We start from the raw sequence: 15,269 nt of genomic DNA on the forward strand, positions 1-15,269 counted from the left end.
AAAATTTCAGCTAATCTATGTTAGGCGTCGATTCTTTTTTTGATCGAGATGGCAACGGCTTTTCCCATCGTTCGCGCGATCAGATTGGAAACGAAATTGTTCAGTCGAGCGAAACTTTCGCTATCGGAGCCTAAACTCGTTTCCGCTTCTGCAAGAATGTTTCCCGGTTCGAGTAGCTGGAATTCAAACTCTTTTTCCGAGGAAATTTTTGGATACAACGGATCGGAAGATTCCTTTCCGAACGGCGCCGAAGTATAATACTTCAAAGATAACTTCTCCTCGTATTCGGCCCAGGGTAGGGAAGAAAGGCGTTCCAAAAACGGTTTTAGTTCCTCAATACGTAGAAGTTCGAGTTCCTGGGTTCTTATCTTTTCCAGGATTTCGTTTTCGATCGGATGGTTGGAGTAGAAGTTGTCCTTTTTAGCGGATATCGAGTTTGCGGATTCTTCGGAATTTCGTTTCGTTGTTTGATCTGACAAAAATGTTCTCTTTCAAAGGCGTGCGGCCTTTCCTTTTTATATTCGCACGGTTTACTAAAACCGACGAACGAACGATCGAAAAATCGAAAGTTTTTCTTCGATTTTGCGGTCGTGTTATTTCCGTTTTCGGGTTCGATTCGATTTCTTTTTAGATAGAAATAATTTAAACAGAAATTCTGTATTTACGCCCCGCTTGATCCGAAAGTTTGATTTTCGCTTTTGGAATCGATTTGATGGATTCGACGTCAAGATCGCGGATTTCGCCATAGGATTTCGTTTCTTTTGACATTTTTATTTCGTTTGAATTATTTCATTCGAAAGTTTGCGTTATGCGTCTTTGTCGGATTTTATAGAAAATCGGGGTGTTTTCCGTAGGTTCCGGTCGCGGATCGATTGTTTTTTTTCCAAAAAAATTCGGTTCGGAAAGATTCTACGTTCGAATTCCAAAATTTGAATATTCGAAAACATTCATTAGATCAATCCTATAGGAACGGACCATCTTCCGTGTCGCGTCATCGAAATCCAAAACGGTTTTCTTTTTTTTAGTGCGTTCTGATATCGTACGGGAATATTTTTGCACGCTTCCGTGCCCAATCTGTAATTCCAGATTTGAAAAAGATCCAAGAGCAGATTCTCCGCATCGGACGGGATTCGTTTATTTTTTAGCGCTTCCTCTAAGGAAGGATTCAATTCTTCTACATAGAGATTGATCGCCCAATGGACGGGTAGTTCCGAAAAATCCTCATCGAGTAAACTTCCGTGTTTGAGATCCGATTCTAGTCCCGGAATTTCTTCAGGTCCTAAATCGGTTCCGAATAATTTTCCTTGCCCGTGGCAGGAGCCGAGTGCGTAGGCGTAGGCGACGTCCACGGAATCCCCTCCGTAGTACCAGGAAAAATCGAGGGCTTGGATTTTTTCTAGTTCTGAGCAGAATTCCAAACCCGATTCTATTCCGATTTTAAATTCGTTTATTATTTCTTCTTTGTTAAGCGAAGAAATTAATTCCTGTGCCCGATCTAAATACGTTTTCGCGTTATTATCGTTGAGCCATTTTTGGATCGCGTTTTCCCGTTCCGTAAAACGATTCGGATCCAAGTTTTTGATCCAAGTTCCGACGATTTGTTCTCTTTGTTCGTTCATCCTTTTTCCCCACCGTGGACGCGTGACGCGGTTTTTCATCCATTCATACAAAAGTACATTCTCCGATTTTGGATCGGGAAAATTCAAAAGTCGGTTTTAATTTTAGAATGATGGATTCGGCTGCGGGCGAATTCCTACGTTGTGGCCCGCCCGCAGACGCGTTTTTGCTGATGGATTTGGGTAGTGTGGGAACTCCCCGGATATCGGGGAATACGGTTGCTTGCGAGTTTAGGTATGAGTTCCCACACTGGAAGCGGTCTGCGGAATCGTTTTCAAGTGGAATGAAATTTTGTATGAGATCCTACACGGTGCGGTAGGTCGGCCGATCGATTTACTTCGATATTTCCCGCGCGAAGGATACGGAGGGCTTGGTCCGTCGGTAGCGCCGGATTCTACGATTTGGTTCCTTCTTTTTTGGATCCGTGTTTTCTTCGGGAAAAAGATAGCGGCGCGAACGACGACCGGAGCGAAGCGGAGCCCGGAGTAGCCTGACCCGAGGCTTTTTAGCTGTTTGTCGGTATTTCAGAATTTTCCGAGGGACGCGCCCGAAATACCTTCCTTGTGGGAACTCCCCCGAATCCGAAACGACGAGTCCATCCCAAGGTCGGAACTCCGGACCATCGACCTCGGCTGACGGATGCCACGCGATAAAACGCGACGCATGACGGATCCGGTCCGATGGAAATAAAAAAGCCGAACCTTTTATGGTCCGGCTTCGAGCGATTTTTTCTTGAGCGGGAAACTTCAGGTCTCTTTGAGAGCGGTGACGATTTCCTGCGTCGCTTTTTTTCCGTCTTGGAAATACATAAGAGCATTGTCTTGGATAAACAACGGATTGGGAACTCCCGCAAACCCGGGACTCAGGCTTCGTTTGATTACGATGACCGTCTTCGCTTTGTCCACGTCCAAAATCGGCATTCCCGCGATGGGGCTACCCGGATCGGTTTTTGCCAGAGGGTTGACAACGTCATTCGCGCCGTTGATGATCACTACATCGACCTGCTCAAAGGAAGGATTGATTTCGTCCATTTCCTTCATCTTGTCGTAAGGGATATCCGCTTCCGCAAGAAGAACGTTCATGTGCCCCGGCATTCTTCCAGCGACGGGGTGAATTGCAAACTCCACGTCGATTCCACGGTCCGTTAGAATATTATAAAGATCTCTTACTGCGTGCTGCGCCTGTGCGACCGCCATTCCGTAACCGGGAACGATCACGACTCTTTGAGCCATATCAAGAAGCATCGCGACCTCTTCCGCAGAAGTGCTCTTCGTTTTTCCCGCATAGATGTCTTCTCCGCCTTTGGAGTTATCTACCGCTGCGCCGAGTCCTCCGAAAAGAACGTTCGGAAGCGAACGATTCATCGCCTTACACATAATCTGTGTTAGGATGATTCCCGACGCTCCTACGAGAGAACCCGAGATGATGAGAACGTTATTGCCAAGAACGAATCCGGTCGCGGAAGCGGCGATTCCGGAATAAGAGTTGAGAAGCGCAATTACCACCGGCATATCCGCTCCTCCGATCGGCATCACGAGAAGAATCCCCAATACGGAACCGACCGCAACCACATACCAATACCACTCGATCTTAGTCGGTTCGATCACTACGAAATAACTGAGAACGATCGAGCCGATGAAAAAAAGGACTTTTACGATTTGATCGCCCGGATAACGAACCGCTTTTTCGGAAAGCAGCCCTTGCAGTTTTCCGTACGCCACGAAACTTCCCGTTAAAGTCACCGCACCGATGATTCCGGATGCGGCCGTCGAAACGGTGAATTGATAGGATTTCAGGACTTCGAGATTGGTTCCTTGGTGAATCACTTCCATCACGGCGGCACCTGCAACGAGAAAGGAAGCAAGACCTCCGAATCCGTTCAACGCCGCAACGAGCTGAGGCATGGAGGTCATTTCCACTTTTACGGAAAGATAGACTCCGATTGCGGTTCCTACGATAAAACCGGCGAGGATATATTCGTAGGCCAGTCCTTTTTCCACGAGAGCCGCGGCGATCGCGAAGAACATTCCCACCGCGCCTACGAAATTTCCTTTTACGGCGGTTTTAGGATGAGAAAGAAGTTTTAATCCTACGATAAAAAGGACGGAGGAGAGAAGATAAACTAAATTGATGATCGATTTTTCCATATTCTTACTTTTCTTTCTTCTTGAACATTCCTAACATTCTATGAGTTACCAAGAACCCGCCTACGACGTTGATCGTAGCGGCGACCATCGCGATAAAGCCGATGATATTGATCAGAGGGCCGTTCACGGAATGAAGAGAAAGGATCGCTCCGATGATCGTGATTCCGGAAATAGCATTGGAACCCGACATAAGAGGAGTATGTAAAAGCGGAGGAATTCTTGTGATAACCTCGAAACCTACGAATACGGCTAATAAGAAGATCGTCAGGTAACCTACGAACTGTTCCATAATAACTTTTCCTAATCAGAGATTCCTTCCCGGAAGATGTTGGGGAAGGCCGGGTAAACCGATGGAATCACTTTTCAGAAACTCCTGTCTCCTGAAAACCTTTTTTTCTCAAGAGACAGGCGTCGCATTTTCCGCAGGCTTTCCCGTTTTGCGGGTCGTAGCAAGAGAATGTAAGATGAAAGGGAACGTTCAATTCGTTTCCTAAAAGTACGATCTCTTTCTTGGAAAGATTTTGTAGAGGAGTTACTATTTTGATCGGAGAACCTTGGCTTCCCTTTTTGGTTCCGAGTTGAATCGCCATCTCGTACATCTTGATGAACTCGGGTCTGCAATCCGGATATCCGGAATAGTCCATCGCGTTTACGCCGATGTAGATGGAATCCGATCCGGTTCCTTCCGCGAGAGAAACCGCAAACGAAAGAAAGAGAATGTTTCGTCCCGGAACATACGTGTTCGGAATCTCGTCTTTTCCGAGGGAATTTTTCGGAACCTGGATCGACCTCTGCGTCAGAGAAGATCCGAGAAACAACTCCGGCTGTAGTTTTTGGATCGTGTGCGGGATTTCTAATTTGCGGGTGATTTTTTTCGCGTAGGACAATTCGATCCTATGTCGTTGTCCGTAATCGAAGGACAAGGCCCGGACTTCTTTTCCGTCCGCGATCGCTTGGTATAAACAAGTCGTGGAATCCAATCCCCCGGATAAAAGCACGATCGCCTTATCGCGGTTGGGTTTTGCTCCGTCCTTTTTCGTTTGCCGAGAAGAATGTTTCCGATCGGATTCGGAATTCTTTCGTTTCGAATTCTTATCTTTTGCCGAATTCAAAGTTCGCTTTACCCTTTACGTTCGAGAAGAAGTTTTCGGGCCTTCGTAAATGCAGGCACTCGTGCAGGTTTCGTTGAGGGTGATTTTGTAAAGTAAAGGCAGCAAGGGTTTTAGGTGATTCCAGAGCCAGATCGAAATATTTTCCGAAGTCGGATTATCAAGTCCCGGAACGTCGTTGAGATAATAGTGATCGAGATGATTTTCGATCAGAGGTTTTACGATCTTACTAACTTCCGCATAATCGATGAGCCAGCCGGTTGCGGGATCGATCGTTCCTTTGAGATGAAGTTTAAAGCGAAAGCTGTGACCGTGGAGCCGCTTGCATTTGTGTCCGTCCGGAACGTTCGGGAGTAAATGGGCCGCATCGAAGCGGAATTCTTTGGTGAGTTCGATTTCTTCCATGTGGTCGTCCGGCCTGTCGAAGAAAATAGGTAAGGATTCAATAAAGAACTTATTTGCCGGACCCGGTATGATTCGGAAAAAAGGGCCGGCTTATTTTACCAGCTCTTTCAAAATTTCCTGTCTTTTCCGGTCTTTTTCGTGTTCGTTCAAAACCAACCATTCTCTTTTAAACTGTTTTTCGAGCAGTTTGCGTTGTTCAGAGTCTCCCGCTTTGAGAGCTGCGTATTTGCTGAGGAGTTTTGCGGTTTTCTGGTTCATATCGACCAAAAAACCGGAGTGAGGGACACTGTCAAGCAACTCAGTCGGATCCACTTTCTGTGGTTGGGGTTTCGTGTGAGTTCCCACACGGAGAAACGGAAGGATTGTTTGGATATAGGCGCGGGGTTTCGTGTGAGTTCCCACACGGAGAAACGGAAGGATTGTTTGGATATAGGCGCGAGGTTTCGTGTGAGTTCCCACAGTTTCTCCTACAAAGATTTTTCCCAAAACTCAACCAGAGTTTCCAGCGAATCAATGGTCTCTTCCTCTGAAATTCTTCGAACCAATCGAACTCCTTCCAAACGAAAGCCTAACTTATGTCTCTTAGATTGGTGCACCGTTTGAAAGGAAAGTTCGGCTTTCCAAATCGTAGGAACTCCCCGGATCGGTCCCTTTTTTTCAATCGTATTCTCCTGAAAAAAAGAATCCAGTTCTGCGAAAAATGGATCTTCGTTACGTAAAACGATTCGAGCGATCGTCCGCGGTTCCGGGGAGATGGAATTGAATCGGATCCCGAAACCGAGTTCCCAAAACACGGTTCCCGATTCCTCTCGGCCTTTTCTACCGTACAATAAGACCGCTTTTAAGGACCGAGCCGGGCGCAAAAAAAGGAAAAGGGTGTTTCCCGTCGGATCGAAAAGGTAGGCGTTCGATTTTTTATCCATTAGAAGTTTATAAAATTCTTTTATAGATACGTTTTTCGCGAAGGAGTTCGTTTCAACGGATCTTATTGCGAGGGTTTTCGGATTTCCGACCAAGGAGGATAGGATGTCCCTTCTTTCCCGAAAGGAAATATTTGCCGATGTGCGGCCGTTGTATTCCAGTATATCATAAATTATGAATGTATTGTTCCCGTCTTCCTGGACAACGCCCGTCAAAGAAAAAGTGTTTCCGGATGTCAAAAGCTCGGAACATGCGGAATAAACTTCGGAAAATGAAATTGGATCCAAAAGATCCCCGTTTTCCCCTTCTTTCCAAAGAAAAATTCCGGAAGAATTTCCGACCGCTCGGACCGGAATTCCGGGACATTCCCAAAAAAAACCGTAATTATCGGGAATCGTATCATCCGAGTAAACCGGATCAACCGAGTTCGATTCGTTTTTCCTTTCGCCGAGGGAAACGTCCGTGCGTCCCGCGATTTCCTTTTTCGAAAGTCGCGTCCGTTTTTTATCCGGAAACCAAGAACGCAAAATTTGTGAAACTGGAATCGTCCTGAGATCAGGACGCTCTCTCTTATACCGTATCAAAAGAATCCCCAGTTCGAGATCGAAACAATCCGCAAGAACGGAGAACAGAAGAATCTCCGGAACTTTGATGATTCGTTTGCCGAGTAGGAGCGAATGTAAAAAAGTTTTTTCCGAAATTTCCAAAGTCTTCCAGAAAAAAAATAAACGTTCCCGTAAAAGTTCCGGCTCCGCTCGTAACCGTTCCGTTTCATTCAAAATCGAACCTAGGTCCCAGTTTTTAGAAAGGACGGGGAGTCCCGTCGTCAAAGCCAACGTTTCCGCAACGTCGCCGACTTCTCGTATCGAAGCGTGTAACAGCCATAGCGGATGTTGAGAAAATTCGGAGGCCAATCGGATTAAACTTTCCTCCGTTATAATTCGTTTCCTTTTTTCTCCGCTTAAAAGAAACACTGCGGAATCCAATTCTTCCTCTTTGCATTCGCAAAGATAAGAAATCAAAAGTTCCCGTTTTAAGGCGGTTTCGGATTGCTCCTTGTAATCTTCGATCAACTTGCAAAAAGATATCATCGTATACGGTGGAATAGATTGCTTACGGGTTTCCGCTTTTTCGATTGCGACTTCGTTTTCTTGCGCTTCCGTAAACTTATTTTTAAATTCGTCCGCAAACTATAAATCGAAACTTGCGATCGGTTCGAAAAAAGAGATTCGGAAAAAACTTTCCTTGCCTATGAAATCCGTCCTTATAAAACTTAACACCCTAAAATACAAAGTCGGTTTAGAATATGAAAGAATTGATTTCCAGTTGCTTTTCCTTTTGGAAAAAGTTTCCCTTATGGCTTAGAAGATCTTTCGCGATCTTGATCCTTTTACTTATCTCCGTAAAAATCGGTTATTCGTTTTTGATCTCCTCCAAGGCTCCGCGTTTATCCGGCGAATTGAAGGTTCCGGGACTTACCAAGCCGGTTTCCGTCATCCGTGATTCCTACGGTGTTCCGCATATCCGTTCCGAGGATCCTCACTCCGCCTACTTCGCGTTAGGTTATGTGAGCGCCAGCGATCGTATCTTTCAGATGGAGATTTTAAGAAAGGCCGGGCGAGGGGAATTATCCGAAATCCTGGGACCCGATCTTGTTCCAACGGACGTATTTTTGAGACAGATGCTTTTAAGGAGAAGCGCGGAAAAAATGCTCTCCGCGCGGGACGATTCTCCTGAATGGGCGAAATTGGATTCTTTTTTGGAAGGATTGAACTTCTTTCTAAAAAACGAGCCGCTTCCGATCGAATTCACCCTCCTCGGATATCAACCCAAACCGTTCGATCGTTTGGACGTACTCAGTTCCATGGCTTTGTTGTCTTTTTCCTTTTCGGAAGCCTTCCGCAACGATTCCCTCCATACCATTTTGGAATCGCGGCTTAGGAACGATAACAGGGACGTTTCCGAACTTTTTCCGAGACACGATCATGAAGATCCGTTTTCGATTCTTGAAAATCAACCGGCGTATTCGCCGAAAAGGCTGACTGAAAATTCCGGAAAAAAGTTTAGTTTATTAAAAAATTCTAAAATTCTTGATTCATCCGATTTATCCGTTTCCTCTGCTCCTCATCTCGAAACGACATTGCACAAAGTGAGCGAAGTGTTGAAGGGGCTCCCGCTTTTCACGGGAAGTAATTCCTGGGTGGTCGCTCCTTCGCGCTCTTCCACGGGCGGAGCGATTCTCGCCAACGACCCGCATATCGAATACGGAAATCCCGGAACTTGGTACGAAGTCCATATGATCGTGGGCGATTTCGAATCCTACGGTTATCACTTTCCGCTCGTTCCGTTTCCCCTAATCGCACATAACGCGCGTAAGGCGTGGGCTTTGACCATGTTGGAGAACGACGACATGGATCTTTATGAGGAGACCTTTCATCCGACCGATCCGAATTTGGTCATGGAAAAAGGCAAATGGGTTCCCGTTCAAGTCCTCAAGGAAACGATCGCGGTAAAAGGCGAGGCGCCGAGAGAAATCGAAATCCAAGTCACTTCGCACGGTCCGATCGTTTCGAAGCCGATTCCCGGTTACAACGGACCTGCGCTTTCCATGTATTGGGTGTTTCATCATCTTTCGGTTCCTATGTTGAAGACGATCTATACTTTGGATCGTTGTTCTTCGATCAACGAATGCGAGCAGGTCGCCGCGGGTTTACCGGCCCCCGGTTTGAACGTTTCCTACGCGGATCGGGACGGTAATATCGCGTGGTGGGGAGTGGGTAGGTTTCCTATTCGAAAAAAGAAAACCAACACGCGCAAAATCCTGAACGGTTCTTCCGGAGAGGACGACGTGATCGGTTATCTTCCGTTTTCGCAAAATCCTCGTTTGGTGAATCCTAATGAGGGAATCATCCTTACCGCGAATCATCTTCCCGCGTCGCAGCTTTCGGGTTACGGAAAACCGGAAGGTTATTGGCAGGAGTCGGACCGTGCACGAAGGATCTACGAATTACTCGGAGAGAAAAAATCCTGGTCCGTCGAAGATATGAAAAAAATCCAAACGGATGTCCATTCCTTTGCCGCGAGAAGTTTCGTTCCATTGATAAGCGAAGAGCTGAAAAAATCCCGTAAGTGGGAAGGGGTGTTTCGCGAGGCGCTCGACATCTACGAAAAATTCGACGGAGAAAATACGCTCGATTCTCCGGGAGCGACTCTGTTCCACACGATGAATCAGTTCGTGATGATCAATCTTTGGCGGGACGAACTGGGAGAAGAGGATCTGAAAGTTTTCGGCCAAGGCGCCGAACGTTGGAACGCATATAAGTATATTCTGTTTAACGAAAGTTCCACTTTCTGGGACGATCTTACCACTCCGGAGATCCGCGAGATTAGAAGGGATATTTTGGCGCGCGCGTTTTTGCAGACGGTCCGTTTTTTGGCCGATGAACACGGTGGCGCTCCTGATTCCTGGACTTGGGGAAAGGCGCACAAGATCACGTTCGAACATCCGATCGGTAAGGTGCCCGTTTTGGGTTTGATTTTCAATCAAGGGCCTTTTCCGGTTCCTTCCGGAGAAGCGGTCATCAACCTGATGAATCAGAAGGAAATCGAACCGAAGATGAGTCCGCACCTCGGTCCTTCCAAGAGAAGGATCGTGGATCTTTCGAATCCGGAAAATTCCTGGTCTGTTTTGCCGACGGGCAATTCCGGAAATCAGGGATCTCCGTTCTACGGCGACCAGATCGATCTTTTCCTAAAAGGGGATTACAGACAGATTCGATTTACTCAGTCACAGATAGAACGGGATTCCAAACACGTGTTGAAGTTTATCCCCGAAAAATAAACGGTTCAATAGGAGTGATCGATCGTCTTCGTTTCGAAGTTTGCGGCTCGATTGAGGCAATCGAAGGCGTTCGTTCTATGAAGACCTTCGATCACTTCCTTCATTGCGATCGTATACTCGGAATTTTCGTCTCCCATGGAATCGTAATGTTCCTTCCATAAGGGAAAGTCGAAGCCGGAGCTTTCGTCGAATTCGGCGAATCCCTCGTATTTCCAGTCCGCAACGACGTATTCGGGATCGAATTCGTCGTTCATGCTCATGATTGCCCCTTCGATTACGAATTGGCATATAAGAGCATTAGGATTTTCTAATGCAAATTTTTTGAGGGCGTTTTTCGCGAACTCGATCATGGGATCGATTTTAAAGGATCTTTCGAACGGGTCCTTTAAAACGGGCTTTCCCGTTTTTTCCAGATGTTTTAATACGGCTTTTCTGGTTTTCGTGTCCGCAATGCTCAGGGCGGAATCGGGCGCGGCCAGATCTAATTTCGCTCCGTTTTCCAAGAGATAGACGATGATCGGCAGTTTATCCTGCGGCCCGGGCATACACGCGAAGTGCAAAGGGGTATACCCCGCCCTCCAATCGCTGGGCGCGTTGAGATCGCCGCCATGTTTATGCAGAAATTTTAATATTTCTAAGTGATCCGAGGGGTTATGGTGCGAAGGTCCTACACAAGCCGCGTGGACGGCGTTTTGTTTTAGGGCGATTCGGTTTGGATCCGCGTTCCGTTCTAAAACGAGATAACGAACAAGATCCAGTTTTCCGAGATTTGCGGCGTCCGGTAAAAGACGATCCTCCAGGGAAAGTCCCTGTTCGAAAAGAAATTTAACTACCTCCAATCCGCTGAAGACGGCGATTTCCATCAACGAGTAATGTCCGTCCCGAAGATTCGGATCGCGCAGGTCTATTCCATATTCTTGATATAGTTTTAATATTTCTATCTTTCCGTTGCAGGCCGCCTGAAGTATGTCCTTGGGTTCGGGTTGTACGTCGTGATCCAAAAGATATCGAACCACATCGGCTTCACCGCGATCCCGGCACGCGTAGTAGTGCAACGAATTTTGATTGGAGTCTTTGATTCCGGGAGAAAATCCGATCTCCTTGAGATATTCCAAAGTAAGGAGGCTGTTTTCGCTCGCGGCAAAAAACAGAGGTTTACTTCCGTAAAAATCCTTTCCTCTGGATTCGATTTCCTGTCTGAGTCTTTGCACGTTGTTTTTTGCGATCCACTGGCTCATGGAATAGATTTCTTCCCTGGATGCGCGTTTGGGTTTTGCGGTAAAATTTTCGCTCATACGCCTACTGATTCTTTTAAAATAAGGGGTCGAATTCCGAGAACGGAGTTTTCGAGTCCGTGAATCAGTATAATCCGAATTCGTATTAATTTCCTCTTGGCTTATAAAGTAACGATAGAGGCGAATCCGTCTGAATAAACGATGTTTTAAAATTATAATTTAAGAATATTGATATTTTAAGGTTCCAAATGTTCGGAAAAGAAATTCACGGTAAACGTTCCAATTCTTCCGAACCGAACTTAGTCTCGAGCGTTTTGGCATTTTTGCCACGCTCTTGCAAATAACGGACGATATCCTTCGTTTCTCCGTGAGTGAGTAGGATTTCTTCCGCTTCGGTCGAGAGGATGCTTTCGATCAACCCGTTCCAATCCGCGTGGTCCGAAAGTACGAAACCCTTTCCGAAACTTCCGCCTTTTCTGTTTTTGGAAAGGCACATCCACCCGGAACAAAAGGCGGTTCGAATCCTCTTCTTTCGGAGATTCGGAATCGGACTTCCCGGCGGAACGACGAACACGAACGGAGTTTTCGGCTCTTCGGAAATTTCGTCCATTCGTTTCGTCCGAGGCAAGGATATCCCCGCTTGTTCGTAGCGGCGATTCATGTTATGAATCGATTCGTGTACGAAAAAATCCAAGGGAATCCCTTTCGTTCGTGCCGTGTCGGCAAGTCCTCGGATCAGCCTCTGCGCCTTGCCGAGGGAATATCCGAACAATGCCGTGATTTCGTCCCGGTCCCGATTTTCCATTAAGTAGTTAAGAATATTCTGAAATACTAAATCCGATTTTTCCCAAACGTAATACGGTTTTGCAAACGTCGATTCAGAAAGAAAAGTGTCGCACTTCAAGACTTCGATCGGATCGCAGGTCGGATCGGGTTCGGTTTTATAATCGCCGCTTACCACCGTAACGCGCCCTTTGTATTCGATTCTTACCTGAGCCGAACCTAAGATATGCCCCGCCGAATGCAGGCTGAGTTTTACTCCGTTGCGATATACGGAACGTCCGTAGGGAAGAGTTTCGATCGTAACTTTTTCGCCGAGACGTTCCCGGGTCAGAGGAAGACCGGATTCCGCGCACAAATAATGATACGATCCTCTACGCGTGTGATCCGAATGTGCGTGCGTCAAAATTGCGCGTGGAACGGATTTCCAAGGATCGATGTAAACGTCCGCTTGTGGTACGTAGAGGCCGGCTTCCGTTAAGACGATCATTTCCATTGACTCCAGGGAAATTCTTTTTCAATCTGGATCGAACGTATTTTTATGAGCACTGAAGAAAAACTGAGAAGATTGAATCTCGTTCATTCCGAAGTATCGGATTGTACTCTTTGTAAACTCCATTCGACGAGGACGAAGACCGTTTTCGGAGAGGGGAATCCCGACTCGGAAGTGGTTTTTATCGGAGAAGGCCCCGGTAAACAGGAGGATTTGACAGGCAGACCGTTCGTCGGTCGTGCCGGCGAACTTCTGACGAGAATCATCGAAAAAGGTATGGGGGTTTCTCGGGAATCGGTTTTTATCGCGAACGTGGTGAAGTGTAGACCCACCGTCGATATGAAATTCGAAAAGGATCGTCCGCCCGAGGACGATGAAACGAGAGCTTGTGCTCCGTATCTGATCCGTCAGTTGGAAATCATTCAACCCAAGGTCATCGTCACTTTAGGAAATCCTTCCACGAGATTTATCCTCAACACGAAGGAAGGTATCACGAAGTTGCGTGGAACTTGGGGTTCCTTTTACGGAATTCCTGTGATGCCCACGTATCACCCGAGTTTCGTGATCCGCAACGGAGGAGAAAACAGTCCTCTCAAACGCGAAGTCTGGGAGGACATCAAAAAGGTTATGGACTTGCTGGGTTGGAAGAGGTCTTCTTAGTTTCGGAGACGGATCGTTTTAACCAATCCGCGATTTTCTGATATAGTTCGGAAGGAGCGTCCTCATACGCGAAAAGTCCGAGGTGATCGTAGTCGATCGACATTCCGTTGTCCCTTCCCGCTTCCCAAAATTCCTTGTCTCCTTTTTTTCTCCGATAAACCGGATGAATACTTTCCGTCGGAGCGACGTTGTCGATCCTTCCTCCGATGAACAACGAAGGAAAACCGGTAGCTTCAAAGGATTCCCAGGTTTTGGGATTTTCTTCGATCGTCGGCAGGTAGTTTAAAAGATTCTGATATACGAATAGAGTTTTCGGATCGTCCTCGTCCAAGGAGATGAACCGTTTACAGAAAGAATCCTTGTTCTTACAGGAAACGTTTACGTCCGTTCCGAATCGTTTTTCGGATTTCATCTGTTCCAAGAAACTGTCGTTGTATTTATAATCCATTCCCGTTCCCAAAAAGAAGGTCTTTGCCGTATCGGGAACTTTTTTCGCTTTGAAAGAATGAAGGATCGCCTGGCCGCCGAGCGAAACTCCTCCGAGGACGTATTCCTTTCTTCCGGAGATTTTTTGGATTCTCGCGACCGTTTCTGGAATCAGATTCTCTCCGACTTCCTTCAGATTTACGGATTTATGATCCTCGAAATGAAGGAGCCAGACCGAAAATCCGTTTCCGTTGAGCACGCCGATGAGTCCTGATTTGTCTCCGAGATACAACGCCTTTTTGTTGATGAACACCGGATCCACCAGAAGAATCGGAGGATAGGAGGAATTCTCGTAGGAAAAGGTAGTTAAAAAAACGTTCGGTCCGACGTTGGCGGTTTGTGAGGCGAATTTTTGCTCCGTAATGACCGCATAACGCGTACAGCTCCAAAACTCGGTTATTAACAGAAAAACGATCGTTAAAGACGTATGTTTTACGTATTTCATTCTAAAATCCATGATTTAATTTCTTTTATCCAACCAGGCGACTAACGGCGTAAAGACGTCCTTGTCAGCGTTTTTGCCCACGACGAGATCGGTATGTCCGTAGTCGTCCGAGTGTTGATTCGAACGGGACGCGATGAACAGGGTCTTGTCCTCGGATCCGATCGTGTCATACGCGTACCGCACCGACGTGGCGGTTCCCAATTTGTCCCTTCTGCCCGCGATCAAAAGGGAAGGAATTTTGAAGTTTTTTAAGGCCGACGCGTAAGAAGTTTTTTGATCCAGAGTTCCGAGTTCTCCGCTTTCGGCAAGATCCTTGAACTGAAGGATTTCGTTCCGCGCCCCCGGATTGATGGAAGTGCGTTTGACCGCGGATAAGATCGTCGAATCGATGTTAGGTTTGTGCCAAAAAAGTTCCTCAAAGGATTTTTGAGGAAGAAAGGGAATCCCCGTTCCTCCTTGCAAACCCGCCCAAGTTTCCGCCGGTAAAACGGGCCAAAGATTCAACAACCAAGTCAGGGACGACCAACGTCGAATCGAGGAGCTGGGAGGATCCATGATCATAGGAGAACCGATCGCAACGAAGTTCGCGATCCGTTTTTCCCCCAAGGCCCCGACCCTCGCATATACGATCATTCCACCCATACTATGACCGATCCAATTGACCTTATCCTTCCCCGAGCGAACTAACACGTGTTTGATGGCCGCGTCCACGTCGTATTTGACGTAATCGTCCAAACTATACGAATAGGTTTTGTCCCCGAAAAAAAGGGAAGGATATCCAGCGTCCCTTCTTCCTCTAAGATCCATAAGCCAAACGTCGTATCCTTCCTTTTGAAGTCTGGCTACGATGGAACTTTTTTCGTTGATCTTCAAGTAGGTCCGATTGGCGATGAGGCCGTGGCAAAGGATGACGGGGTATTTTTTGGAAACGTTTCCGATCGGCGGAAAATGTTCCAAGGTCAGTTCCCATCCGTCTTCCGTTTTTGGATGATGAATTTCCCCTTGCAGTTGAATGTTGGCCGCACATCGGGAAAAAAACGTTCCTAGGATCAGGAACAATAGAGTTCTTCGTAAGTTTGCGTTCATTAATCGATCAGGATAAGGATCGGAAAGGGAAGGATCAAGAAGAA

15 protein-coding genes are annotated in these 15,269 nt (G+C 46.7%); 2 read left to right on the top strand and 13 right to left on the bottom strand.

Annotated elements, in window-relative coordinates; translation table 11 throughout:
• Positions 1 to 20: 20 nt before the first annotated feature.
• The 9 genes from EHQ17_RS05380 to EHQ17_RS05410 all read right to left on the bottom strand — a co-directional run bounded on the left by EHQ17_RS05380 (position 21) and on the right by EHQ17_RS05410 (position 7,290).
• Positions 21 to 479, bottom strand: a complete 459-nt coding sequence (locus EHQ17_RS05380) for a hypothetical protein (RefSeq protein ID WP_135591354.1) — start codon at positions 477 to 479, stop codon at positions 21 to 23.
• Between the two features lie 163 nt (positions 480 to 642).
• Positions 643 to 768: a hypothetical protein gene (locus tag EHQ17_RS20265; RefSeq protein ID WP_281276511.1), complete on the bottom strand. Its 126-nt coding sequence runs from the start codon at positions 766 to 768 to the stop codon at positions 643 to 645.
• A 182-nt stretch (positions 769 to 950) separates the two neighbouring features.
• Entirely contained in the window at positions 951 to 1,619 is a 669-nt protein-coding gene (locus tag EHQ17_RS05385) for an LIC13197/LIC10919/LIC10469 family protein (protein ID WP_135591356.1), read from the bottom strand.
• Positions 1,620 to 2,363: 744 nt separating this feature from the next.
• Positions 2,364 to 3,764, bottom strand: a complete 1,401-nt coding sequence (locus EHQ17_RS05390; protein ID WP_135736151.1) for an NAD(P)(+) transhydrogenase (Re/Si-specific) subunit beta — start codon at positions 3,762 to 3,764, stop codon at positions 2,364 to 2,366.
• A gap of 4 nt (positions 3,765 to 3,768) precedes the next feature.
• Positions 3,769 to 4,053 (bottom strand): NAD(P) transhydrogenase subunit alpha part 2, encoded by a 285-nt coding sequence (locus EHQ17_RS05395; protein ID WP_000434762.1) that lies wholly within the window; start codon positions 4,051 to 4,053, stop codon positions 3,769 to 3,771.
• A gap of 67 nt (positions 4,054 to 4,120) precedes the next feature.
• Positions 4,121 to 4,876: a 7-cyano-7-deazaguanine synthase QueC gene (gene queC / locus EHQ17_RS05400; protein ID WP_135592897.1), complete on the bottom strand. Its 756-nt coding sequence runs from the start codon at positions 4,874 to 4,876 to the stop codon at positions 4,121 to 4,123.
• Positions 4,877 to 4,891: 15 nt separating this feature from the next.
• Entirely contained in the window at positions 4,892 to 5,278 is a 387-nt protein-coding gene (gene queD, locus EHQ17_RS05405; RefSeq protein WP_135592899.1) for a 6-carboxytetrahydropterin synthase QueD, read from the bottom strand.
• Positions 5,279 to 5,368: 90 nt separating this feature from the next.
• Positions 5,369 to 5,536, bottom strand: coding sequence for a hypothetical protein (locus EHQ17_RS19745; RefSeq protein ID WP_167881089.1), 168 nt, complete (start codon positions 5,534 to 5,536; stop codon positions 5,369 to 5,371).
• A 209-nt stretch (positions 5,537 to 5,745) separates the two neighbouring features.
• The gene (locus EHQ17_RS05410) at positions 5,746 to 7,290 is read right to left on the bottom strand and encodes a DNA ligase-like domain-containing protein (RefSeq protein WP_135592901.1); all 1,545 of its coding nucleotides are present in this window, start codon (positions 7,288 to 7,290) and stop codon (positions 5,746 to 5,748) included.
• Positions 7,291 to 7,505: 215 nt separating this feature from the next.
• Between EHQ17_RS05410 and EHQ17_RS05415 the strand changes: the two genes are divergently transcribed.
• The gene (locus EHQ17_RS05415) at positions 7,506 to 10,040 is read left to right on the top strand and encodes a penicillin acylase family protein (RefSeq protein WP_135592903.1); all 2,535 of its coding nucleotides are present in this window, start codon (positions 7,506 to 7,508) and stop codon (positions 10,038 to 10,040) included.
• 5 nt (positions 10,041 to 10,045) lie between these two features.
• Here the strand turns inward: EHQ17_RS05415 and EHQ17_RS05420 are convergent, their stop codons facing one another.
• A complete protein-coding gene (locus tag EHQ17_RS05420) occupies positions 10,046 to 11,335 on the bottom strand; it encodes an ankyrin repeat domain-containing protein (protein ID WP_135592905.1) in 1,290 nt (429 codons plus the stop codon).
• Between the two features lie 205 nt (positions 11,336 to 11,540).
• Positions 11,541 to 12,545, bottom strand: coding sequence for a ligase-associated DNA damage response exonuclease (locus tag EHQ17_RS05425; protein ID WP_167881088.1), 1,005 nt, complete (start codon positions 12,543 to 12,545; stop codon positions 11,541 to 11,543).
• Positions 12,546 to 12,596: 51 nt separating this feature from the next.
• On the opposite strand from EHQ17_RS05425, the gene EHQ17_RS05430 reads away from it, so the two are divergent.
• Positions 12,597 to 13,208 carry a uracil-DNA glycosylase gene (locus EHQ17_RS05430; RefSeq protein ID WP_135592909.1) on the top strand — a complete coding sequence of 204 codons (612 nt, stop codon included), beginning with the start codon at positions 12,597 to 12,599 and terminating at the stop codon, positions 13,206 to 13,208.
• Here the strand turns inward: EHQ17_RS05430 and EHQ17_RS05435 are convergent.
• Both EHQ17_RS05435 and EHQ17_RS05440 read right to left on the bottom strand, forming a co-directional pair.
• Positions 13,174 to 14,139 carry an alpha/beta hydrolase family protein gene (locus tag EHQ17_RS05435; RefSeq protein ID WP_135592911.1) on the bottom strand — a complete coding sequence of 322 codons (966 nt, stop codon included), beginning with the start codon at positions 14,137 to 14,139 and terminating at the stop codon, positions 13,174 to 13,176. The two genes, EHQ17_RS05430 and EHQ17_RS05435, sit on opposite strands and share 35 nt — an antisense overlap.
• Positions 14,140 to 14,154: 15 nt before the next feature.
• The gene (locus EHQ17_RS05440) at positions 14,155 to 15,225 is read right to left on the bottom strand and encodes an alpha/beta fold hydrolase (RefSeq protein ID WP_135592913.1); all 1,071 of its coding nucleotides are present in this window, start codon (positions 15,223 to 15,225) and stop codon (positions 14,155 to 14,157) included.
• Between the last annotated feature and the right edge of the window lie 44 nt (positions 15,226 to 15,269).

Source organism: Leptospira gomenensis, assembly GCF_004770155.1.
In the GTDB taxonomy this organism is placed as follows: Bacteria; Spirochaetota; Leptospiria; order Leptospirales; family Leptospiraceae; genus Leptospira; species Leptospira gomenensis.